Origin of the sequence: Chelatococcus sp. HY11 (genome assembly GCF_018398335.1) — a bacterium.
Lineage (GTDB): Bacteria > Pseudomonadota > Alphaproteobacteria > Rhizobiales > Beijerinckiaceae > Chelatococcus.
On record NZ_JAHBRX010000001.1, the window covers coordinates 4354733 to 4372545 of the forward strand.

Here is a 17813-nt window from a genome sequence, read left to right on the forward strand (position 1 = left end):
TCTTCACAGGGGTGGACATAATGCGATTTAAATCGGCGATCATCGCGCTTGGCTTGACCATCAGCGCGACGGCTCTTCTTCACGCCGTGCCAGCGTTGGCGCAGGACAAGGTGCTCACCGTGGGCATGGCGGCGTCCGATCTCGGCACGCTCGATCCGCACCGTGGCGCGGCCACGCAGGAGAAAATCCTGCTGGCCTGGATGTTCGACGGTCTGGTGCGCTTCAAGCCCGGCTCGGTGAGCCTCGACGATATCGAGCCCGATCTCGCCGAAAGCTGGACGGTCTCCGATGACAAGAAGGTCTGGACTTTCAAGCTGCGCGAGGGCGTCAAGTTCCACGGTGATTTCGGCACGCTGACGGCCGACGACGTCGTGTTTTCGCTGCAGCGCGCGGCGGACCCGAAGCGTTCTTCGTTCTCCTCCGACTTCGCGAATATAGAGAGTGTCGAAGCCGTCGACCCCCTCACCGTGAAGATCACGCTCAAGAAGCCATCGTCTTCATTGCTCTACTCGCTCGTCAACTTCCAGGGCGGCTTCATCGTCAGCAAGAAGGCGGTCGAGCAATACGGCGACGATTTCCGCACCAAGGCCGTTGGCACGGGTCCGTTCGCTTTCGATGACTACAAGGCGAGCCAGTCTGTCAGCTTGAAGGCCCACAAGGATTATTTCCGCGGCACGCCGAAGATCGACAAGATCGTCTACCGTTATATCCGTTCCGACGCGAGCCGTGACCTCGCTTATACATCCGGTGAGCTTGATCTCGTCTATGGCCGTCAAGACCAGAAGTGGGCGGAGCGCATGAAGGGCCAGAAGGATACGGTCCTTGACGTCATGGAGCCTGCCTATCAAGGCACCGCTTATCTCAACATGACGCACAAGCCTCTCGACGACCTTCGCGTCCGTCAGGCGATAGCCCATGCGATCGACACCCAGCAGGTGGTCGATTTCAAGGGCCGGCTTGTGTCGACGCTGCCGACCACGATCTTCCCGACGGCGACGCTCGGCGCCGATCCGGATGCGAAGCTGCCGGCCTACGATCCCGAGAAGGCGAAGCAGCTCCTGAAGGAAGCAGGCTTCGGCGACGGCCTCAAGCTGAAGGTCATTGCGAGCCAAAACGTCACCAGCCTCGGTCCGGCGCAGATCGTGCAGGCTCAGCTCAAGAAAGTCGGAATCGATATCGAGATGGATGTGGTCGAACACGCCACTTACCATCAGCAAATTCGGCAGAATCTCAGTGATATTGTTGTCTACGGGGCGTCGCGCTTCCCCGTTGCCGAGAATTACCTGAAGGAATTCTATCATTCTGGCAGCTCGGTCGGCACGCCGACGGCGGTCACGAACTTCTCGCATTGCAAGGTCGCCGACAAGGAGATCGACCAGGCTGCCAACGAAGTTGAGCAGGCCAAGCAGATTGCGCTGTGGGAGACCGCGCAGGAGAAGATCATCGCCGATGTCTGCGCGGTGCCGCTGTTCGAGCAGAAGCTGGTCTGGGCCCGACGCGCCGGCCTTGACTATGGCTATAAGCTCGATGGCTCGCTGTCCTACGGGCCGCTGATCACCGAGAAGACGACGCTGACCAAGTGATCGCTGGCCAGCAATTTGAGCGAGTCAAACATAGCAGACTAATGTAGTGACCGAATAGAACCATGCGATCGTCTTTGGCATCACTGGATCGCCGCCGCTTCGACATAGTCGTCGTCGGCGGCGGCATAAACGGCGCGGCGGCAGCCCAGGCGGCTGCCGCGCAGGGCTATGCGGTCGCGCTGTTCGAGAAAGGCGATTTCGGCTCGGGGAGCACGGCGCGCTCCAGCCGGCTCCTGCACTGTGGCCTGCGCTATCTCGTGCCGGGCGGGCCATTGACGACTTTTCTCTGGCACCCCGATCGTTTCATCAAGGCGGTCAATACGGTGCGCCGCTCTATGGAGGTGCGCAGCGATTTCGTGAAGACGCAGCCCGAGCGCGTCCGCAAGATCCGCATGCACTATCCGATCTATCACGGCGGACCCTATGCGCCGTGGCAGGTGGACAGCGCCTTTCTCCTGTTGCGCAGCCTCGGCGAGGGCGGGGTGCCACTCGATTACGAACGCGTGTCGGCGAAGAAGGCGCTCGCCGAGCTGCCTTTCGTGCCGTGGCTCCGGGATCTCGATAAACTGCGCGCGGTCTCCTGCTATACCGAATACCAGATCGACTGGCCCGAGCGTGTGGCGGTCGACATGGTGCGTGACGCCGAACGGCTCGGCTGCATTGCGCGCAATTACACGCCGGCGGTCAGTATCCAGCGCGACGGTGAGACGTGGCATGTGACGCTGGCTGATGCTGCCACGGGCGAGAAGGCGATGGTTTCCGCGCCCGTGGTTCTCAACCTCGCCGGCATCTGGGTCGATGACGTGAATGCGCTGACCGGCCAGGCCGTATCGCCCAAGATCACGGGGACGAAGGGCGCGCACATCATCGTCAAGCTGCCGCCGGAATGCCGGGGCCACGGCGTTGCCGGCGTTACCCGCGCCGGGCGGCCGTTCTACTGCATGCCTTGGCGCGACCTGCATTTCTTCGGCCCGACGGAGACACTCTACGAAGGCGATCGCGACGCCATCGCCGTCGATGCCGCCGATCTTGAATTCCTGCTCGCCGAGACCAACCATCTCGTGCCGGGGCTCGGCATCACGCGAGACAATGTGTTGTCCACCTGGGCGGGTGTGCGGCCGCTGACCTACGAGCCGGGCGTGCCCATGGGCGCCCGCAATCGCAAGATCCACGACCTGTCGGCAGAGGGGTTGCCGGGCGTTTTCGCGCTTACCAACGGGTCGCTCGGCGCGCACCGCGCCACGGGGCAGGATCTTGTCGCCGCCGCCGCACGTTTCGCGAAGCCGTCGGGCCAGCCCGGAATCCTGTCGCGGGCCGCGCTGCACTTCCCCGAGAATACCAACACCGCGCGCCTCGATCCCGATGGGCCGACCACGCTCGCCGACGTCCGCCATGCGGTCGGCGTCGAGCAGGCCCGGACGCTTGAGGATGTCCTTCTCCGCCGTACGGGTTTGGCCTGGTCGGCGGATCAGGGGCGGGCGGCGGCCTTGCCGGCGGCGGAGGCCATGGCGTCCATGCTCGGCTGGGATGAGGCACTTATCAAGGCCGAGGTCGCGGGCTATCTCGCCATGCTCGACAGGCTCTACAGCATCCCCGGCTCCGGCAAAGATCCTTCGCCGGTCGCAACCGGTGAGGGGCGCCATGCGTCGCGCGGTTGACCAGGACCGGCCTTCCATCGCCTTTTTCATCAATGGCCAGCGCTTCATTGGTAAGGCGGGCGATACCGTTCTGACGGCCGTCCTGACGCAAGCCGGCCATCTGCGCCTGTCGGAATTCGACCATCGGCCGCGCGCGGGCTTCTGCCTCATGGGGGCCTGTCAGGATTGCTGGCTGCGGACAATGGACGGGCCCTCTGTCCGAGCCTGTTCCACATTGCTGGAAGACGGCATGGCTTTCGTGATCGAGGGGGGGCCGGCGACATGACTGGTCGGCCGTCCACCGAGATCAGGCCCGTCATCGTCGGCGCCGGCCCGGCGGGTATCCGTGCCGCCGAGGCCCTCGTCGCCGCTGGCCTGCGCCCTGTCGTCCTCGATGAGGGGGACCGGGCAGGCGGCCAGATCTATCGCCAGCCCCCGGCCGCCTTCAGCCGTAGCCGCAAGGCGCTTTATGGGTTCGAGGCGCATAAGGCCGAGCGGCTTCATCAGACATTCGAGGGGCTTCGCCAACACATCGACTATCGCCCGCGGACGCTCGTCTGGAATGCCGTGCCGGGCGAACTGCATGTCATGGGCGATACCGGGCCGGGGGAGGTTCCGTTCAGCCATCTCGTGCTGGCGACCGGGGCGACCGATCGGATTTATCCCTTCAAGGGCTGGACGCTGCCGGGCGTCTTCAGCATGGGTGGGGCGCAGATTGCGCTGAAGGCACAAGGCTGCACCATCGGCGAGTCTGTCGCGCTCGTCGGCACCGGGCCGCTGCTCTATCTCGTCGGCTATCAATATGCGAAGGCCGGCGCGCGCATCGCCGTCATTCTCGACAGCGCGCGCTTGACGGACCAGATCGCGGGGGCGCCGGCCATGCTGCACCGCCCGGCTACCCTGGCGAAAGGCCTTTACTACGTCGCATGGCTCAAGGCGCGAGGTATCCGGATCGTCCATGGCGCGGTACCGACGGCGGCCGAGGGCACGGATCGCGTCGAAGGTCTCGCTTGGCGCACGGCCGCGGGTGACGAGCGCGTGACATGCGATGCCGTTGCGCTCGGCTACGGCCTGCGCTCGGAAACCCAGATCGCCGATCTCCTGGGATGCCGCTTCAGCTATAGCGAGGCGGAGCACGAGAGCCTGCCGGAGCGTGACGTGGCCGGTCGCACGTCCGTTGCGGGCGTCTATATCGCGGGCGATGGGGCGGGCATTCGCGGTGCGGATGCCGCCGAGGCGGCCGGTGCGCGGGCGGCTCTGGCCCTGTGTGAAGACGCCGGCCTTCCGATTGATGGAGCGGCGACCGGCCTGCTTGAGGCGAGGGTCTCGCGCTGGCGCCGGTTTCGCGCCGGGATCAGGCGGGCCTTCCCGGAGCCCCGTGTGGCCCAGTTCGCGCTCGCCGATGATGTTCTCCTCTGTCGCTGCGAGGAGATAACGGTCGGCGCCTTGCGCGCCGCCTGCCGGGATGATGGCGTCGATGAGCTCAACCGGCTGAAGGCCTTGACCCGCATCGGCATGGGGCGCTGTCAGGGGCGGATGTGCGGGCCGGCGGCCCGCGCGCTCCTCGCTCACCACAGCGGGCGGTCGCCCGGCGAGGTCGGCCGCCTGCGGGGCCAGGCGCCGATCAAGCCGATGCCTCTCGTGTTCGGCGAGCCAAAACCGTGAAGCAACTTGATACGGATGTCGCGATTGTTGGCGCCGGCCTCGTCGGCAGCACGACCGCGCTCGCGCTTCGCCAGCGTGGCGTGCAGGTGGTGATGCTGGAGCGCGATCTCGGCGGTTCCAGGGCGAGCGGTGTCAATTTCGGCGGCGTCCGCCGGCAGGGTCGCTCGGCAGCGCAGCTCCATCTCGCGCAACGCGCGCATCCCATCTGGGCTGATCTCAAGGCACGGATCGGCATCGACGGCGAATACCTGCAGTCCGGCCACATCAAGCTGGCGCGCTCCCAGGCCGACCTTGCCGCGCTGGCGGCCTATGCCGAGCGCGTCGCGGATTTCGGCCTCGGGCTCGAGATCCTCGAGGGCAGGGCGTTCCGCGAGCGCTATCCCTGTTTCGGGCCAGAGATCATCGGTGGCTCGCTCTGTCCCGGCGACGGCCAGGCAAATCCGCGCCTCGTCGCGGCCGCCTATGCGCGGGCGGCGCGGCAGGCGGGCTGTGAGGTGATCGAGCGATGTCTCGTGACGGGGATCACGCGCGAAGGTGATGGCTTTCTATTGCGTTGCGGTGATGCAGTTACAGTCCGCGCGCGCCGGCTGGTCAATGCGGCCGGGGCTTGGGGCGCCGAGATCGCTGCGGCGCTGGGAGACGATATTCCCCTGCGCGTCGATTACCCGACCATTCTTGTTACCGAGCCGCTCCCGCCGATCGTCAGCGTCAATATCGGCATCGAAGGCGGTGGCTTCTACGGACGACAGGTCGAGCGCGGTAATCTCGTGATGGGCGGCGGCTTCGGTGTGGCGACCGGCGATGGCGCATCCCGTCCCGACAGCGGTGCGCTGCCGCGTATCGGCAGCCGCGCGGCGGCCATTCTGCCGGCCTTGCGCCACGCCCGCGTCATCCGCATCTGGGCCGGCATCGAGGGTTACACGGCGGACAAGAGCCCCTTCATCGGCGAGAGCGCCGCCGTTCCGGGCCTGTTCCATGGCTTCGGCTTCAGCGGCGGTGGCTTCCAGATCGCGCCGGCCGTTGGCGAGGTGCTGTGCGAACTGATCTGTGATGGCCGCAGTTCCACACCCGTCGAGGCGTTCCGCCCGGACCGCTTCCAGCAACAGCCCGTCGCGACAAGGAAGAAGCCATGAGCCTCGTCATCATCCGCAAGACCGCGCCCGTGGCCACATGGCTGGAGGCTCTCGCCCGCGAATGCCCCGATCTCGACGTGTGTGTCTGGCCGGAGACCGGGCCCGTTGCGGATGTCGAATTCGTGCTGACATGGGCCGCCAATCGCGGCGTCATCGCGAGCTTCCCTAATCTCAAGGGCATCTTCTCGCTGGGTGCTGGCGTCGACCATATTCTCTCCGATCCCACGGTGCCGGTGAACCTCCCGGTCATCCGCATGATCGACCCGTCCCTGACGCGGAACATGGTGCAGTATGTGGTGCTCGCCGCGTTGCGCCACCATCGCCGCTGGGATGAGATGGCGGCCGATCAACGCAGACGGCGCTGGGGACGCCCGGAGGTCAGCCCCGCGCGGATCGGCATTCTCGGCATGGGAGAGTTAGGCCAGGCCTGCGCGCGACAGTTCCTGTCACTCGGCTATGCCGTGAGCGGATGGAGCCGGCGGGGCCTCCCCGTCGAGGGCGTGGAGGTCTTCTCGGGCGACGACGGGCTTGCCGCCTGCCTCGCGCAGAGCGACATCCTCGTCTCGCTCTTGCCGCAGACGGCCGCGACGGAGAACCTTCTCGACCGCGCGCGCCTTTCCCGCTTGCCGCGAGGCGCCTATCTCATCAATGCCGGGCGCGGCGAGCATCTTGTCGACGCGGATCTCGTGGCGCTCCTCGACGAGGGCCATCTCGCGGGTGCGACGCTTGATGTCTTCCGGCAGGAGCCGCTGCCGCCGGAGCATCCGTTCTGGACCCATCCCGCGGTAACTGTCACGCCGCATGCCGCGAGCTGGACGGTTCCGGCCACGGCCGCGGCGCAGGTGGCGCAGGCGATCGAGGCGCTCCGAAACGGCAAGCCGCCGCGCGGTCTTGTCGACCGCACGACGGGGTATTGAGGCCTCGCAACCTTACTGCTTCTTCACCTTGCTCGCGTCCATCTTGATCGACGGATCGAGGAACTTCGTCGTGGCGATCGCCGAAGCGTCGAAGGGCTTGTCGAGGCCGATCATCGTGGACACCAGCTCGTAGTCCTTCCTGGCGCGATCCGCGTCGATCCAGCCGAGGCCCTTGGAGACGGTGAATTCGTCCGTCATCATCTCCTTGATGCGCTCCCACTGGTTGGCCTGCACCTGCCGGTCTAGGCCGGAGGTCGCGGCGACGAGCGCGTCCAGGCAGGGAGCTACATCCGCCACGCAGGCGGCGAAGGCCTTCTGGCTTATCTTGACGAATTCATCGACAACCTTCTCGTTCTTGGCGAGATAGGCGCCATTGACGATGATGGAATTGCCATAGGGGTTGAGGCCGACTTCCTTCCACGAGAGGTAGCCGAGGTCGTCACCGAATTCGCGGACCTTGAGGTCATGCTCGTTGTAGAAGTCGCTGATGATGTCGACCGCCTTGCTCTTCAGCGACGGCATCTTGGCCTGGGGCGAAATATTGACGAAGCTGACCGCCTTGGGGTCGATGCCGGCCGCCTTGGCAAAGGCCGGCCACATCACGCGCGAGGCGTCGCCCGGCGGGTTGCCGATCTTGCGGCCTGGAAAGTCCTTGGCACCGTTGATGCCCGAGCTCTTGAGCCAGTAGAAGCCTTGCGGCGTGTTGGCGTAGACGCTCATGACCGCGACGACGTCGGCGCCCTTGCCACGCGCGACGATGGCCGTTGCGAGATCGGCGATGCCGAGTTCGGACTGACCGGCGCCGACCTTCTGCGCCGCGACGCCCGAGCCTTTGCCGACTTCGATGTTGAGATCAATGCCGGCCTTCTCGTACCAGCCCTGCGCTTTTGCATAATAATAAGGCGCGTGGTCGGCAGTCGGCGTCCAATTCAGGATAAGGTTGAGCTTCTCGGCTGCTTGAGCCGCGCCGCTGGCGACGGAAAAGGCCAGCGCGGCCGTGCCGATCATCTGGACGATCTTCATGACAATTCCCCTCTATTCATCGAAGCGCGCGCCGATACGGCGGACAATTTCGGCAACACGCGCGGTGCTGCCGGACGCTTGGTGCCGCGGTCGTGGTCTCATTGCCATCGTGCTTGTCGCGCGATCCATAAATCGCTACCAACCCTGTTGGTGGGCGTCAAATACTTTTCAACCAGTTGGTTGGTAGTGTGCGACAAAGTGATAAGCTTGCCGACGGGCCGTGGGGCTGAAGGAGGCCATGATGACCGAGGTGATCAGTGCGGGAACCCGTGCGCCACGCGCGCGGCGCGACCCCGTGGCGAGCCGGCAGGCCCTGATGGCGGCCGCGCGTGTCGAGTTTGCCCAGAAAGGACTCGCCGGGGCGCGGGTCGACGAGATCGCCGCGCGGGCTGGCGTCAACAAGCAGCTCGTCTATCACTATTTTGGTGACAAGGACGGTCTCTATCTCGCTGTCCTCGAATGGATCTATGACGAGATCCGCGCGCAGGAGCGCACACTCAATCTGCGTGGGCTGGCGCCGGAAAAGGCCATCAAACGGCTGATCGAGACTTCCTTCGACCATCTCAAGGACCATCCCGATTTCGTGGCGCTGCTCAATGATGAGAACCGCCATGGCGCCACCCACGTGAGGGCGTCCGCCATGTTGCCGGAGATGCATTCGCCTTTCGTCGCGCTGATCGCCGAGACCCTGGAGAAGGGGACCAAGGAGGGCGTTTTCCGGCCCGGCATCGACCCGATGCAGCTCTATATCTCGATCGCCGGGCTCGGCTATTTCTACTTTTCCAACGCGCCGACCCTCTCCGCGATTTTCAAGAAAGACCTGATGACGCAAGCCGCTTTGAAGGCACGGCGCCGCCATATTGTCGACCTTGTGATGGGTTCGATCCTCATCAAATAATCAACTAGTTGGTTGATTTGTTCGCGGCATTGCTCTAGGTTCAATCGACATTCGGCATTCTCAGCCGTCATGGCCGGGCCCGTCCCGGCCATCTCGATGGATCAAGGCGCCTTTCCGGTCGGGATCACCGGGACAAGCCCGGTGATGACGGTGGGATCGCTTGGGCAATACGTGAATGTCGATTGAACCTAGCCTTCAGGCAATCCTGAAAGGAGCGGGAACGGTGTCGGAGCAATCTATCCCTGTCATCCGCGATCAATCCGCTGAAATCTCCGCGGCGCGCTGGCGGTCGTTGGGCCGTGCGGGCGTGATTGTCGCTGTGCACCTCGCTGTCCTCCTGCTGTGGCAATGGGCGGTGGACTGGTTCGCGATACCCGCCTTCATCCTGCCGTCGCCTGTCGCCACGCTGGCTACGCTCGGCTCGGATCAATATGCCTGGGGTTCAAATACCCTCGTGACGGCGGCCGAAATCTTCGGCGGCTATGGCCTCGCCGTATTCATCGGCGTGGCGCTTGCTCTTCTGTTTTCATGGTCACGCTGGCTGACACTTATCTTTCTGCCGCTCTTCGTGACCTTGAACATGATTCCGAAAGTGGCGCTTGGTCCGCTGTTCATCGTGTGGTTCAGCTACGGCATCGTGCCGAATATTCTGATCGCGTTCAGCATCTGCTTCTTTCCCATCCTCCTGACGACGGCACGTGGTCTCGGAGAGGTCGATCCCGACCTGCTCGATCTCGTGCGCTCGCTCAAGGGCACGCGCTGGCAGCTCTTTCGCAAGATCCAGCTCCCCGGCGCGTTGCCTTATGTGTTTTCCGGCATGAAGGTCGGGGCCATCCTTGCTGTCGCGGGTGCGGTCGTCGGTGAATTCATCGCCTCCGAGCGGGGGCTCGGCTACCTGATGATCCAGGTGCAATCGTCGCTCGATACCCCGGCCATGCTGATGGCCGTCATCCTTCTCACGCTCCTCGGCATCCTGCTCTACGGCCTCGTGCTCCTTCTCGAGCGTCTGGTCATCGTGAGGGATGTCCGCGTTCAATAAGGTCCCAAAAGTCCAAGAGGTCCAAAGAGGTCCCCATGACATCGCACCCGTCAGTGCTCACCGCGGCGTCCTTGCCTGCGCGCATCACTTCGATTGCGGAACTCGACGATCTGCTGTGCCGGCCGTCGCAGGCCCTGATCGACGATCTCGCCGCCGTTGATGGAGACATCATGATCGTCGGCGTCGGCGGCAAGATGGGGCCGACCGTTGCCGGGCTCGCCAAGGCCGCCGCGCCGCACAGACGCGTTATCGGTGTGGCGCGTTTCTCGGAGCCGGGCCTGAAAGAGGCGCTGGAGGCGCGCGGGATCGAGACGATCGTCTGCGATCTGCTCGATGAGGCGGCTGTCGCGGCGCTGCCGAAGGTCAGGAACATCATCTTCATGGCGGGGCGCAAGTTCGGCGCCGAGGGCGACCTCGGCCTGACCTGGGCGATGAACGTCCATGTGCCGGGCATCGTGGCGCAGGCTTTCCGCGACTCGCGCATCGTCGCCTTCTCGACAGGGTGCGTCTATCCCTTCGTGCCCGTGGACGGGCGCGGCGCCGATGAGAGCGTCGCGGCGGATCCGCCGGGCGAATATGCCCAGTCCTGCGTAGGCCGTGAGCGCTTCTTCGAGTATTTCTCGGGGAAGTTCGGGACGCCAGGCCGTCTCTTCCGGCTCAACTACGCCATCGACATGCGCTACGGCGTGCTGCACGACATCGCCTCGAAGGTCCTCGCGGGCAAGCCCATCGATGTCACCATGGGCCATGTCAACGTGATCTGGCAGGGTGATGCCTCGGCGCAGGCGCTGCGGTGCCTGAAGCATTGCACCACGCCCACGAGCCCGATCAATGTCAGCGGTTCCGAGATCCTGGCGGTGCGCGATCTCGCGGTGCGCATGGGTGAGCGGCTAGGCAAGGCCCCTGTCATCACCGGCACGGAAGCGCGCACGGCGTGGCTTACCGATACATCGCTCGCGGTCAACCTGTTCGGGGAGCCTGTCGTCTCCACGGCGCAGATGATCGCGTGGACGGCGGACTGGGTGGCGCGCGAAATGCCGAGCCACGGCAAGCCGACCAAATTCGAGGTGCGGGATGGGCGCTACTGAGGCCATGGCGGCGGACGGTATCAGCTTCGACCGTCTGCAGTCCGGCGAGGCGGCGGCGGGGCTCGCCCTGTCCGACGCCGCCGGCTGGAACCAGACGGCGGACGACTGGCACCTGTTCCTCGCGATGGCCGATGTCTTCGCCGCGCGCGCGCCCGATGGCCGGGTTGTCGCCACGGCGGCGCTTTTGCCCTATCCGCCGGCGGCCTGGATCAGCCTTGTGCTGGTCCATGCGGATTGGCGTCGTCGTGGGCTGGCGACCGCCCTCATGTCGCGCTGCCTCGAAGTTGCGGACGCACGCGCGCTAAAATGCTGGCTCGATGCGACGCCGGCGGGTGCCACGGTCTATGAACAGCTAGGGTTCCGCGCGATCGGCGATATCATCCGCCTGCGCCGCAAGCCGGAAAGCGTGCTGCCCAAGGCTTCGCAGGGAGCCGGCGGGGCAGGGGACATTCCGGCGTTCGTTGCGGCTGATGAGGCCGTTTTCGGTTTCAGCCGCGCCACGGTCTTGACCGAGATGGCAGGCCGCGCAGGCTCGCGGCTCCATCGGCAGGGCGAGGCGATCGCGCTCCTGCGCGATGGTCGCAGGGCCCTCCAGCTCGGCCCGCTTTATGCGCCCGACGAGGCGCGCGCAGCGGCGCTGGTCGACAGCATTCTGGCCGGTGAGCCTGGCGAACTGGTCATTGATCTCGCGGCGGATCGCGATGCCTTGCGCGGGCATCTCATCGCACGTGGCTTTGTCGAGGAGCGCCCGTTCCTGCGCATGGTCCGCGGCGCGCAGGATCTCGCAGGTTTTGGCAGTGAATTCATGGCGGGAGCCGGGCCCGAATACGGCTGAAGACTGCGCCGAATGGCACGATGAACTGTTGCATAGGCTGAAGCAAGAGGCTTAATCATGGGATTGCACCACACGGACCTGAGCCCGGATGTTCTTGGCCTTCTGCGTGAAGGGGCCGTCATCCCGGCGCATCCGCTGGTACTCGATGCCGCGCGCCAGCTCGACGAGCGTCGCCAGCGCGCCCTGACGCGCTACTATCTCGATGCGGGTGTCGGAGGGCTGGCCGTTGGCGTGCACACCACGCAATTCGCCATCCGCGATGTCGGGCTCTACGAGCCGGTGCTGAAGCTCGCGGCCGAGGAAGCCCGGGCCTGGACGGACCGGCCGCTGGTCATGGTTGCCGGGCTGTGCGGCTCGACCGAACAGGCGATCCGCGAGGCGAAGATCGCCGTCGCCAATGGCTACCATGCGGGGCTCCTCAGCCTCGCCGCCATGAAGGGCAGCGATGTCGATGCGCTGATCGCCCATTGCGAGGCCGTGTCGCGGGAGATCCCGCTGATCGGCTTCTATCTGCAGAGCGCCGTCGGCGGGATGACGCTGGGCGTCGATTTCTGGCAGCGCTTCGCGACGATCGACAATGTGGTGGCGATCAAGGTGGCGCCCTTCCACCGCTATCGCACGCTCGATGTGGCGCGCGGCGTGGCGCTTGCCCGTGCCGAGGATCGCGTCACGCTCTATACCGGCAATGACGACCACATCGTGCTCGATCTGGTGACGCCGTTTGATGTGCGCCGCGGCAACGCGGAGACGGCGCGGGTGCGCTTCCGCGGTGGGCTGCTCGGGCATTGGTCGGTCTGGACATCGAAAGCGGTGGACCTGATGAAGCGCTGTCGCGCGGCGCGGGAGGCGGGCCACGTCGACGCGGACCTGCTGGCGCTCGACGCGCGCGTCACGGATTGCAACGCCGCCTTCTTCGACGTCGCCAATAATTTCCACGGCTGCATTGCCGGTTGTCACGAGGTCCTGCGCCTGCAGGGCCTGCTCGAGGGCATCTGGTGCCTCGATCCCGAGGAGGGCCTCGGGCCGGGACAGAAGGCCGAGATCGACCGTGTGCGCGTGGAGCATGCTGATCTCGGCGACGACGACTTCGTCCGGGCCAATCTCGAACGGTGGCTGGCATGAGCGGCGCGCCCTTCATCAGCCTGCGCAATGTGCGCAAGGTCTATGGCTCCGGCGCGCGGGAATTCCTCGCCGTCTCGGACGTGACGATGGACATCGCCGAGGGCGAGATGGTCTCGCTCGTCGGCCCCTCCGGATGCGGCAAGACCACCGTGCTCAAGATCCTCGCCGGGCTTCATACGGCCGATGGCGGCACGGTCGCGATCGGCAACGCAGGCACGCCCTTCAACCCGGGGCGTGATGTCGGGATGGTGTTCCAGCAGGCGCTGCTCCTGAAGTGGCGCACCATCATGGACAATGTGCTCTTGCCAGCGGAGATCGTCGGCCTGCCGATGCGCGAGGCGCGCGAGCGGGCGAAGCACCTCCTCGCCATGGTCGGCCTCGGGGGCTTCGCGGAGAAATATCCGCAGGAGCTTTCAGGCGGCATGCAACAGCGCGCTGCCATCGCCCGCGCCTTGATCCATGACCCGAAGCTCATCCTCATGGACGAGCCGTTCGGCGCGCTCGACGCCATGACGCGCGAGCACATGCATATCGAGATGCTGCGCATCTGGGGCGAGAGCGGCAAGACGATCATCTTCGTCACCCACAGCATCCAAGAAGCCGTGTTCCTCGGAACCCACTGCGCCGTGCTGACGGCAGGCCCCGCCCGCATGGCTGATTATTTTCCCATCACCTTTCCCGGCGAACGCACCGTCGCCTTGAAGACGCATGAGAACTTCGGCGAATACTGCCGGCGGATCTACGCCGAGCTCGGCTTTCCGGCTGGGCATTAGAACATCGCTGGCTATCGGCAAGCATTTGCGGCGGCGATGGATCCCCTTCCCGTCGCTGCGCGACGCTGGGGACGACGAGCGGATGGGTCGGCGCCTATCCTCGCTGCCCTGGACGCCGCGCTGATCCCTCCCCCTCGGGGGAGGGTGGCGCCGCAGGCGCCGGGTGGGGGTGTCTCGACGGGCTTGGGGTAAGCGCTGCATGGCGGGCGGAGCATCGTTCCCGACCTCGTGCCCCCACCCGACCTCGCTGGCGCGAGGCCACCCTCCCCCGAGGGGGAGGGATCAGGGGCGGCGCTTCCCGCGTGTCATCGCGGCGCGCAGCGACGGGAAGGGGATCCATCACCGCATGTTCAAACCAGCTGCACCTGCGGCGCGGGCCCCTCGCCATAGGCCTCGCTCGCTGTCAGCAGCTCGCGCGTATAGGGATGCGTGAGGTTGCCGGCGCGTAGCTGAGCGGCGTTGAAGCTGTCGACGATGCGGCCGCCCTGCATCACGGCGATGTCGTGGCACATGTGGGCGATGACAGCGAGATCGTGGCTCACCAGGACATAGGTGAGGTTGCGTTGTTCGCGCAGGTCCATGAGCAGGTTGAGGATTTCCGCCTGCACCGAGACGTCGAGCGCCGATGTCGGCTCGTCGAGCAGCAGCACCTCCGGCTCCAGCATCAGCGCCCGGGCGATGGCGACGCGCTGGCGCTGCCCGCCGGAGAGCTGATGCGGGAAGCGGAAGGCGGCGGCGCGCGGCAGGCCGACTGATTCCAGCGCCTCGCCGACGATCGTGATCGGCTTGTGGATGCCCTGGTTGCGCAGGGGCTCCAACAACTGTGCCTGGATCGTCTGGCGGGGATGCAGGGAGCCGTAGGGATCCTGGAAGACCATCTGGACGCGCTTGAAGAAGCTCTTCGGGCGGTGGGGCGGCAGCGGTGTGCCGTCCAGCAGGATCTCGCCGTCATAGTTGGTGTTGAGCCCCGCCAGCGCGCGCAGCACGGTGGACTTGCCGCAGCCCGATTCACCGACGAGGCCGAAGGTCGAGCCCGTGGCGACCTTGAACGACAGGCCCGCGACGACGAGCGGCGCGTCATGGGCGAAACGGATGTTGAGATCTTTGGCCTCGATCATCGCGTCGCCCCCGTGCCGAGGAGCCATGCCGGATCGCGCGTGAGCACCGGCAGGCGGTGCTGCTCGCTGTGAATGGAGGGCAGCGAGCCGAGAAGCCCGCGCGTATAGGGATGCTCGGCCTTGTCGAGATCGGACGCCTTCAGCGTTTCCATGATGCGCCCGGCGTACATGATGACGACACGGTCGCAGAAGCGGCGCACGAGGTTGAGGTCATGGCTGATGAGGATCAGGCCGAGACCGCGGCTCTCGATGAGTTCGTCGAGCAGCGTCAGCACCTCGAGCCGCACCGTGACATCGAGCGCCGAGGTCGGCTCGTCGGCGATCAGCACATCGGGGCCGGCGATGAGCATCATGGCGATCATCACGCGCTGGCCCATGCCGCCGGAAATTTCGTGCGGATAGAGCTTCGTGACGCGCTTGGGATCGCGGATCTTCACCGCTTCCAGGATGGACAGAGTGCGCTCGGCCGCCTCGCGCGCGCCCTGGCGTCCGGGATGGTGCAGCCGCCAGGCCTCGGCGATCTGCTCGCCCACCGGCACGACGGGATTGAGCGAGTATTTCGGGTCCTGCAGGATGAGGCCGATGCGCCGGCCTCTCAGGCCCATCATTTCCTTCTCGCTGGCCTTGAGCAGGTCCACGTCCTTGAAGGTGAGCCGATCGGCCGTGACGCGCGCCCCCGGTGGCGACAGGCGCATGATGGCGCGGCCGATCGTCGACTTACCGGCGCCGGATTCGCCGACGATGCCGAGCTTTTCCCGGCCGAGCGTGAACGAGATGCCGTGGACGACCTCCACGGCCGCCTCGCCCCGGCCGAAGACGATGCGAAGGTTTTTGGCCTCGATCAGGGGTTTGGTTGCGATCTTTGTTATGTCGGTCATTCGCCTGCCTTCGGATCGAGCACGTCGCGGAGCGCGTCGCCGGCGAGGTTGAAGGCGAGGCTCACCACGGCGATGGCAATGCCGGGCGCGGCCACGACCCATGGCGAATCCAGCATGTATTCGCGGCCGGTGGAGACCATGGCGCCCCATTCGGCCATGGGCGGCTGCGCGCCGAGGCCGAGGAAGCCGAGGCCCGCCGCCGTCAGGATGACGCCCGCCATATTGAGGGTGATGCGCACGATCACCGATGGCAGGCACATCGGCAGGATATGGCGCGTAATGATGCGCGTTCTCGAGGCGCCCTGCAGGCGCACCGCCGCGATGAAATCCGCGTTGCGCAGCGAGAGGGCCTCGGCGCGGGCGAGGCGCGCCATGGGCGGCCAGGCGGTGAGCGCGATGGCGATGATGGCGTTGGTGATGCCGGGGCCGAGCGCGGCGGCGAAGCCGAGCGCCAGCACGAGGCCGGGGAAGGAGAGGAAGATGTCCGTGACGCGCATCAGCACTTCATCCGCCCAGCCGCCGAGATAGCCGGCGCAGGCGCCGATGATCAGGCCAATGGGGGCAACGATCACCGTGACCAGCATGATGATGTAAAGCGTCGTGCGCGCGCCGTAGACCACCCGCGCGAAGACGTCGCGTCCGAATTCGTCCGTGCCGAGCCAATGGGCTGACGAGGGCGGCTGCAACCGGCCCATCATGTCCTGGGCAGCGGGATCATAAGGTGTCAGCCAGGGAGCCGCGATGGCGGTGGCGACGAGAAGGAGGATGATGCCGAGCCCCAGGAGCCCCAGGGGATGGATCGCGAAACGGCGCCAGCCCTGGTAGAGCTGCTGTACGCTCGCCTGGAAGGCGTCCTTCGGCGTATCGGTCTTGAGCCAGCTTTTCGGCCGCGCGCCAGGGGATGTCATGATCGCCGTCATCGTGTGCGCGGGTCCAGGATGCGGTAGAGCTTGTCGGAGATGATGTTGATCGTCAGGAAGACGACGCCGATGAGCAGCACGGCGCCCATCACCACGTTCATGTCGTTCATCTTCAGTCCCCGGGTGAGATACTGGCCAAGGCCCGGCCAGCCGAACACGGTCTCGATCAGCACGGCGCCGTCGAGCAGCCCGCCGAAAGTCAGCGCGAGCACCGTGAGCAACTGGACGCGAATGTTCTTGAAGGCATGGCTCCAGATCATCTGGCGTCGCGAAACGCCCTTGGCGCGCGCCGAGATGATGTATTCCTGCCCGAGCTGCTCCAGCATGAAGCTGCGGGTCATGCGGCTGATATAGGCCACCGAATAGTAGCCGAGGATCGCGCCGGGCAGGATGATGTGGGACAAGGCGTCGCGAAACACGTCCCATTCCCCCTGCAAGGCGGTGTCCAGCAGCATAAGCCCTGTGATCGGCGGTACGAGCCCTTCATTGAGGATGTCGATGCGCCCGGAGGCCGAGACCCAGCGCAGCTTCGCGTAGAAGACGAAAAGCGCCATCAGGCCGAGCCAGAAGATCGGGATGGAATGACCGGCCAAACCGACGATGCGCGCGATATGGTCGATCAGCTTGCCGCGGTTGATGGCGGCGACGATGCCGAGCGGCACGCCGATCAAGGTGCCGCACAGCATCGCGACGAGGGCCAATTCGATGGTCGCGGGAAAGACTGTCAGAAGATCTTGCGCGACCGGGCGGCCGGTGGTGAGCGACTGCCCCATGTCGCCGGTCAGCATGCGGCCGACATAGGAAGCGAACTGCTTCCACACGGGTTCGCCGAGGCCGAGTTCGTTGTACACCCGCTCGTAGGTCGCGCGGTCCACCTCCGAGCCGGTGACGGCAAGGACCGGGTCCGCGGGCAGAAGCCGCCCCATCGTGAAGGTCAGCAGCAACAGGCCGACCAGCGTGACCACAATGGAGAGAGCCTTGCCCGAGAACTGGCGCAGGCGCAGGAAACGTTGAGGTCTGTTGAAGGCTTCGTAAGTCGTCATCCAGCGCCTCGAAGCAGAGGTTTAGACATTGTTCTCACGTGAAGCGGGTTGCTGTTCCCGCGAGAACAATGCGGTGCAAGAATGAAAGAGAAAATTCCCCATGGATTTGAAGCGCCAGCTTCTAAAGGCGTCATTACCGGG

Annotated in this window: 17 protein-coding genes; 12 read left to right on the forward strand and 5 right to left on the reverse strand. The window is 65.4% G+C overall.

Annotation, left to right across the window (positions count from 1 at the left end; genetic code table 11):
* Window positions 1-20: 20 nt before the first annotated feature.
* From KIO74_RS19900 to KIO74_RS19925, 6 genes are all read left to right on the forward strand, one after another.
* A complete protein-coding gene (locus tag KIO74_RS19900; RefSeq protein ID WP_213333567.1) occupies window positions 21-1583 on the forward strand; it encodes an ABC transporter substrate-binding protein in 1563 nt (520 codons plus the stop codon).
* Between the two features lie 62 nt (window positions 1584-1645).
* Window positions 1646-3241, forward strand: a complete 1596-nt coding sequence (locus KIO74_RS19905) for an FAD-dependent oxidoreductase (RefSeq protein WP_213333568.1) — start codon at window positions 1646-1648, stop codon at window positions 3239-3241.
* Window positions 3225-3506 carry a (2Fe-2S)-binding protein gene (locus KIO74_RS19910; protein WP_213333569.1) on the forward strand — a complete coding sequence of 94 codons (282 nt, stop codon included), beginning with the start codon at window positions 3225-3227 and terminating at the stop codon, window positions 3504-3506. Before KIO74_RS19905 ends, KIO74_RS19910 begins: the two co-directional genes overlap by 17 nt.
* Entirely contained in the window at window positions 3503-4885 is a 1383-nt protein-coding gene (locus KIO74_RS19915; RefSeq protein WP_213333570.1) for an NAD(P)/FAD-dependent oxidoreductase, read from the forward strand. The genes KIO74_RS19910 and KIO74_RS19915 overlap by 4 nt, the downstream gene beginning before the upstream one ends.
* On the forward strand, window positions 4882-6018 hold the full coding sequence (locus KIO74_RS19920) for an NAD(P)/FAD-dependent oxidoreductase (RefSeq protein ID WP_213333571.1): 1137 nt from the start codon (window positions 4882-4884) through the stop codon (window positions 6016-6018). The genes KIO74_RS19915 and KIO74_RS19920 overlap by 4 nt, the downstream gene beginning before the upstream one ends.
* Window positions 6015-6935, forward strand: coding sequence for a 2-hydroxyacid dehydrogenase (locus KIO74_RS19925; RefSeq protein WP_213333572.1), 921 nt, complete (start codon window positions 6015-6017; stop codon window positions 6933-6935). The genes KIO74_RS19920 and KIO74_RS19925 overlap by 4 nt, the downstream gene beginning before the upstream one ends.
* 12 nt (window positions 6936-6947) lie before the next feature.
* Here the strand turns inward: KIO74_RS19925 and KIO74_RS19930 are convergent, their stop codons facing one another.
* Window positions 6948-7958 carry an ABC transporter substrate-binding protein gene (locus tag KIO74_RS19930; RefSeq protein ID WP_213333573.1) on the reverse strand — a complete coding sequence of 337 codons (1011 nt, stop codon included), beginning with the start codon at window positions 7956-7958 and terminating at the stop codon, window positions 6948-6950.
* 241 nt (window positions 7959-8199) lie between these two features.
* Between KIO74_RS19930 and KIO74_RS19935 the strand changes: the two genes are divergently transcribed.
* The 6 genes from KIO74_RS19935 to KIO74_RS19960 all read left to right on the forward strand — a co-directional run bounded on the left by KIO74_RS19935 (window position 8200) and on the right by KIO74_RS19960 (window position 13713).
* Entirely contained in the window at window positions 8200-8856 is a 657-nt protein-coding gene (locus KIO74_RS19935; RefSeq protein ID WP_213333574.1) for a TetR family transcriptional regulator, read from the forward strand.
* 268 nt (window positions 8857-9124) lie between these two features.
* Entirely contained in the window at window positions 9125-9895 is a 771-nt protein-coding gene (locus tag KIO74_RS19940; RefSeq protein ID WP_291979680.1) for an ABC transporter permease, read from the forward strand.
* A 35-nt stretch (window positions 9896-9930) separates the two neighbouring features.
* On the forward strand, window positions 9931-10983 hold the full coding sequence (locus KIO74_RS19945; RefSeq protein ID WP_213333576.1) for an NAD-dependent epimerase/dehydratase family protein: 1053 nt from the start codon (window positions 9931-9933) through the stop codon (window positions 10981-10983).
* Window positions 10970-11818 (forward strand): GNAT family N-acetyltransferase, encoded by an 849-nt coding sequence (locus KIO74_RS19950; RefSeq protein WP_213333577.1) that lies wholly within the window; start codon window positions 10970-10972, stop codon window positions 11816-11818. Before KIO74_RS19945 ends, KIO74_RS19950 begins: the two co-directional genes overlap by 14 nt.
* Window positions 11819-11875: 57 nt before the next feature.
* A complete protein-coding gene (locus KIO74_RS19955) occupies window positions 11876-12940 on the forward strand; it encodes a dihydrodipicolinate synthase family protein (RefSeq protein ID WP_249731080.1) in 1065 nt (354 codons plus the stop codon).
* On the forward strand, window positions 12937-13713 hold the full coding sequence (locus KIO74_RS19960) for an ABC transporter ATP-binding protein (protein WP_213333578.1): 777 nt from the start codon (window positions 12937-12939) through the stop codon (window positions 13711-13713). Before KIO74_RS19955 ends, KIO74_RS19960 begins: the two co-directional genes overlap by 4 nt.
* Before the next feature lie 350 nt (window positions 13714-14063).
* Here the strand turns inward: KIO74_RS19960 and KIO74_RS19965 are convergent, their stop codons facing one another.
* From KIO74_RS19965 to KIO74_RS19980, 4 genes are read right to left on the reverse strand one after another with little or no spacing between them, the layout of a single operon-like run.
* On the reverse strand, window positions 14064-14831 hold the full coding sequence (locus tag KIO74_RS19965) for an ABC transporter ATP-binding protein (RefSeq protein ID WP_213333579.1): 768 nt from the start codon (window positions 14829-14831) through the stop codon (window positions 14064-14066).
* Window positions 14828-15709: an ABC transporter ATP-binding protein gene (locus KIO74_RS19970; protein WP_213333580.1), complete on the reverse strand. Its 882-nt coding sequence runs from the start codon at window positions 15707-15709 to the stop codon at window positions 14828-14830. The genes KIO74_RS19965 and KIO74_RS19970 overlap by 4 nt, the downstream gene beginning before the upstream one ends.
* The gene (nikC, locus tag KIO74_RS19975) at window positions 15706-16617 is read right to left on the reverse strand and encodes a nickel transporter permease (protein WP_249731081.1); all 912 of its coding nucleotides are present in this window, start codon (window positions 16615-16617) and stop codon (window positions 15706-15708) included. The genes KIO74_RS19970 and nikC overlap by 4 nt, the downstream gene beginning before the upstream one ends.
* 8 nt (window positions 16618-16625) lie before the next feature.
* Window positions 16626-17672, reverse strand: a complete 1047-nt coding sequence (locus tag KIO74_RS19980) for an ABC transporter permease (protein ID WP_213333582.1) — start codon at window positions 17670-17672, stop codon at window positions 16626-16628.
* Between the last annotated feature and the right edge of the window lie 141 nt (window positions 17673-17813).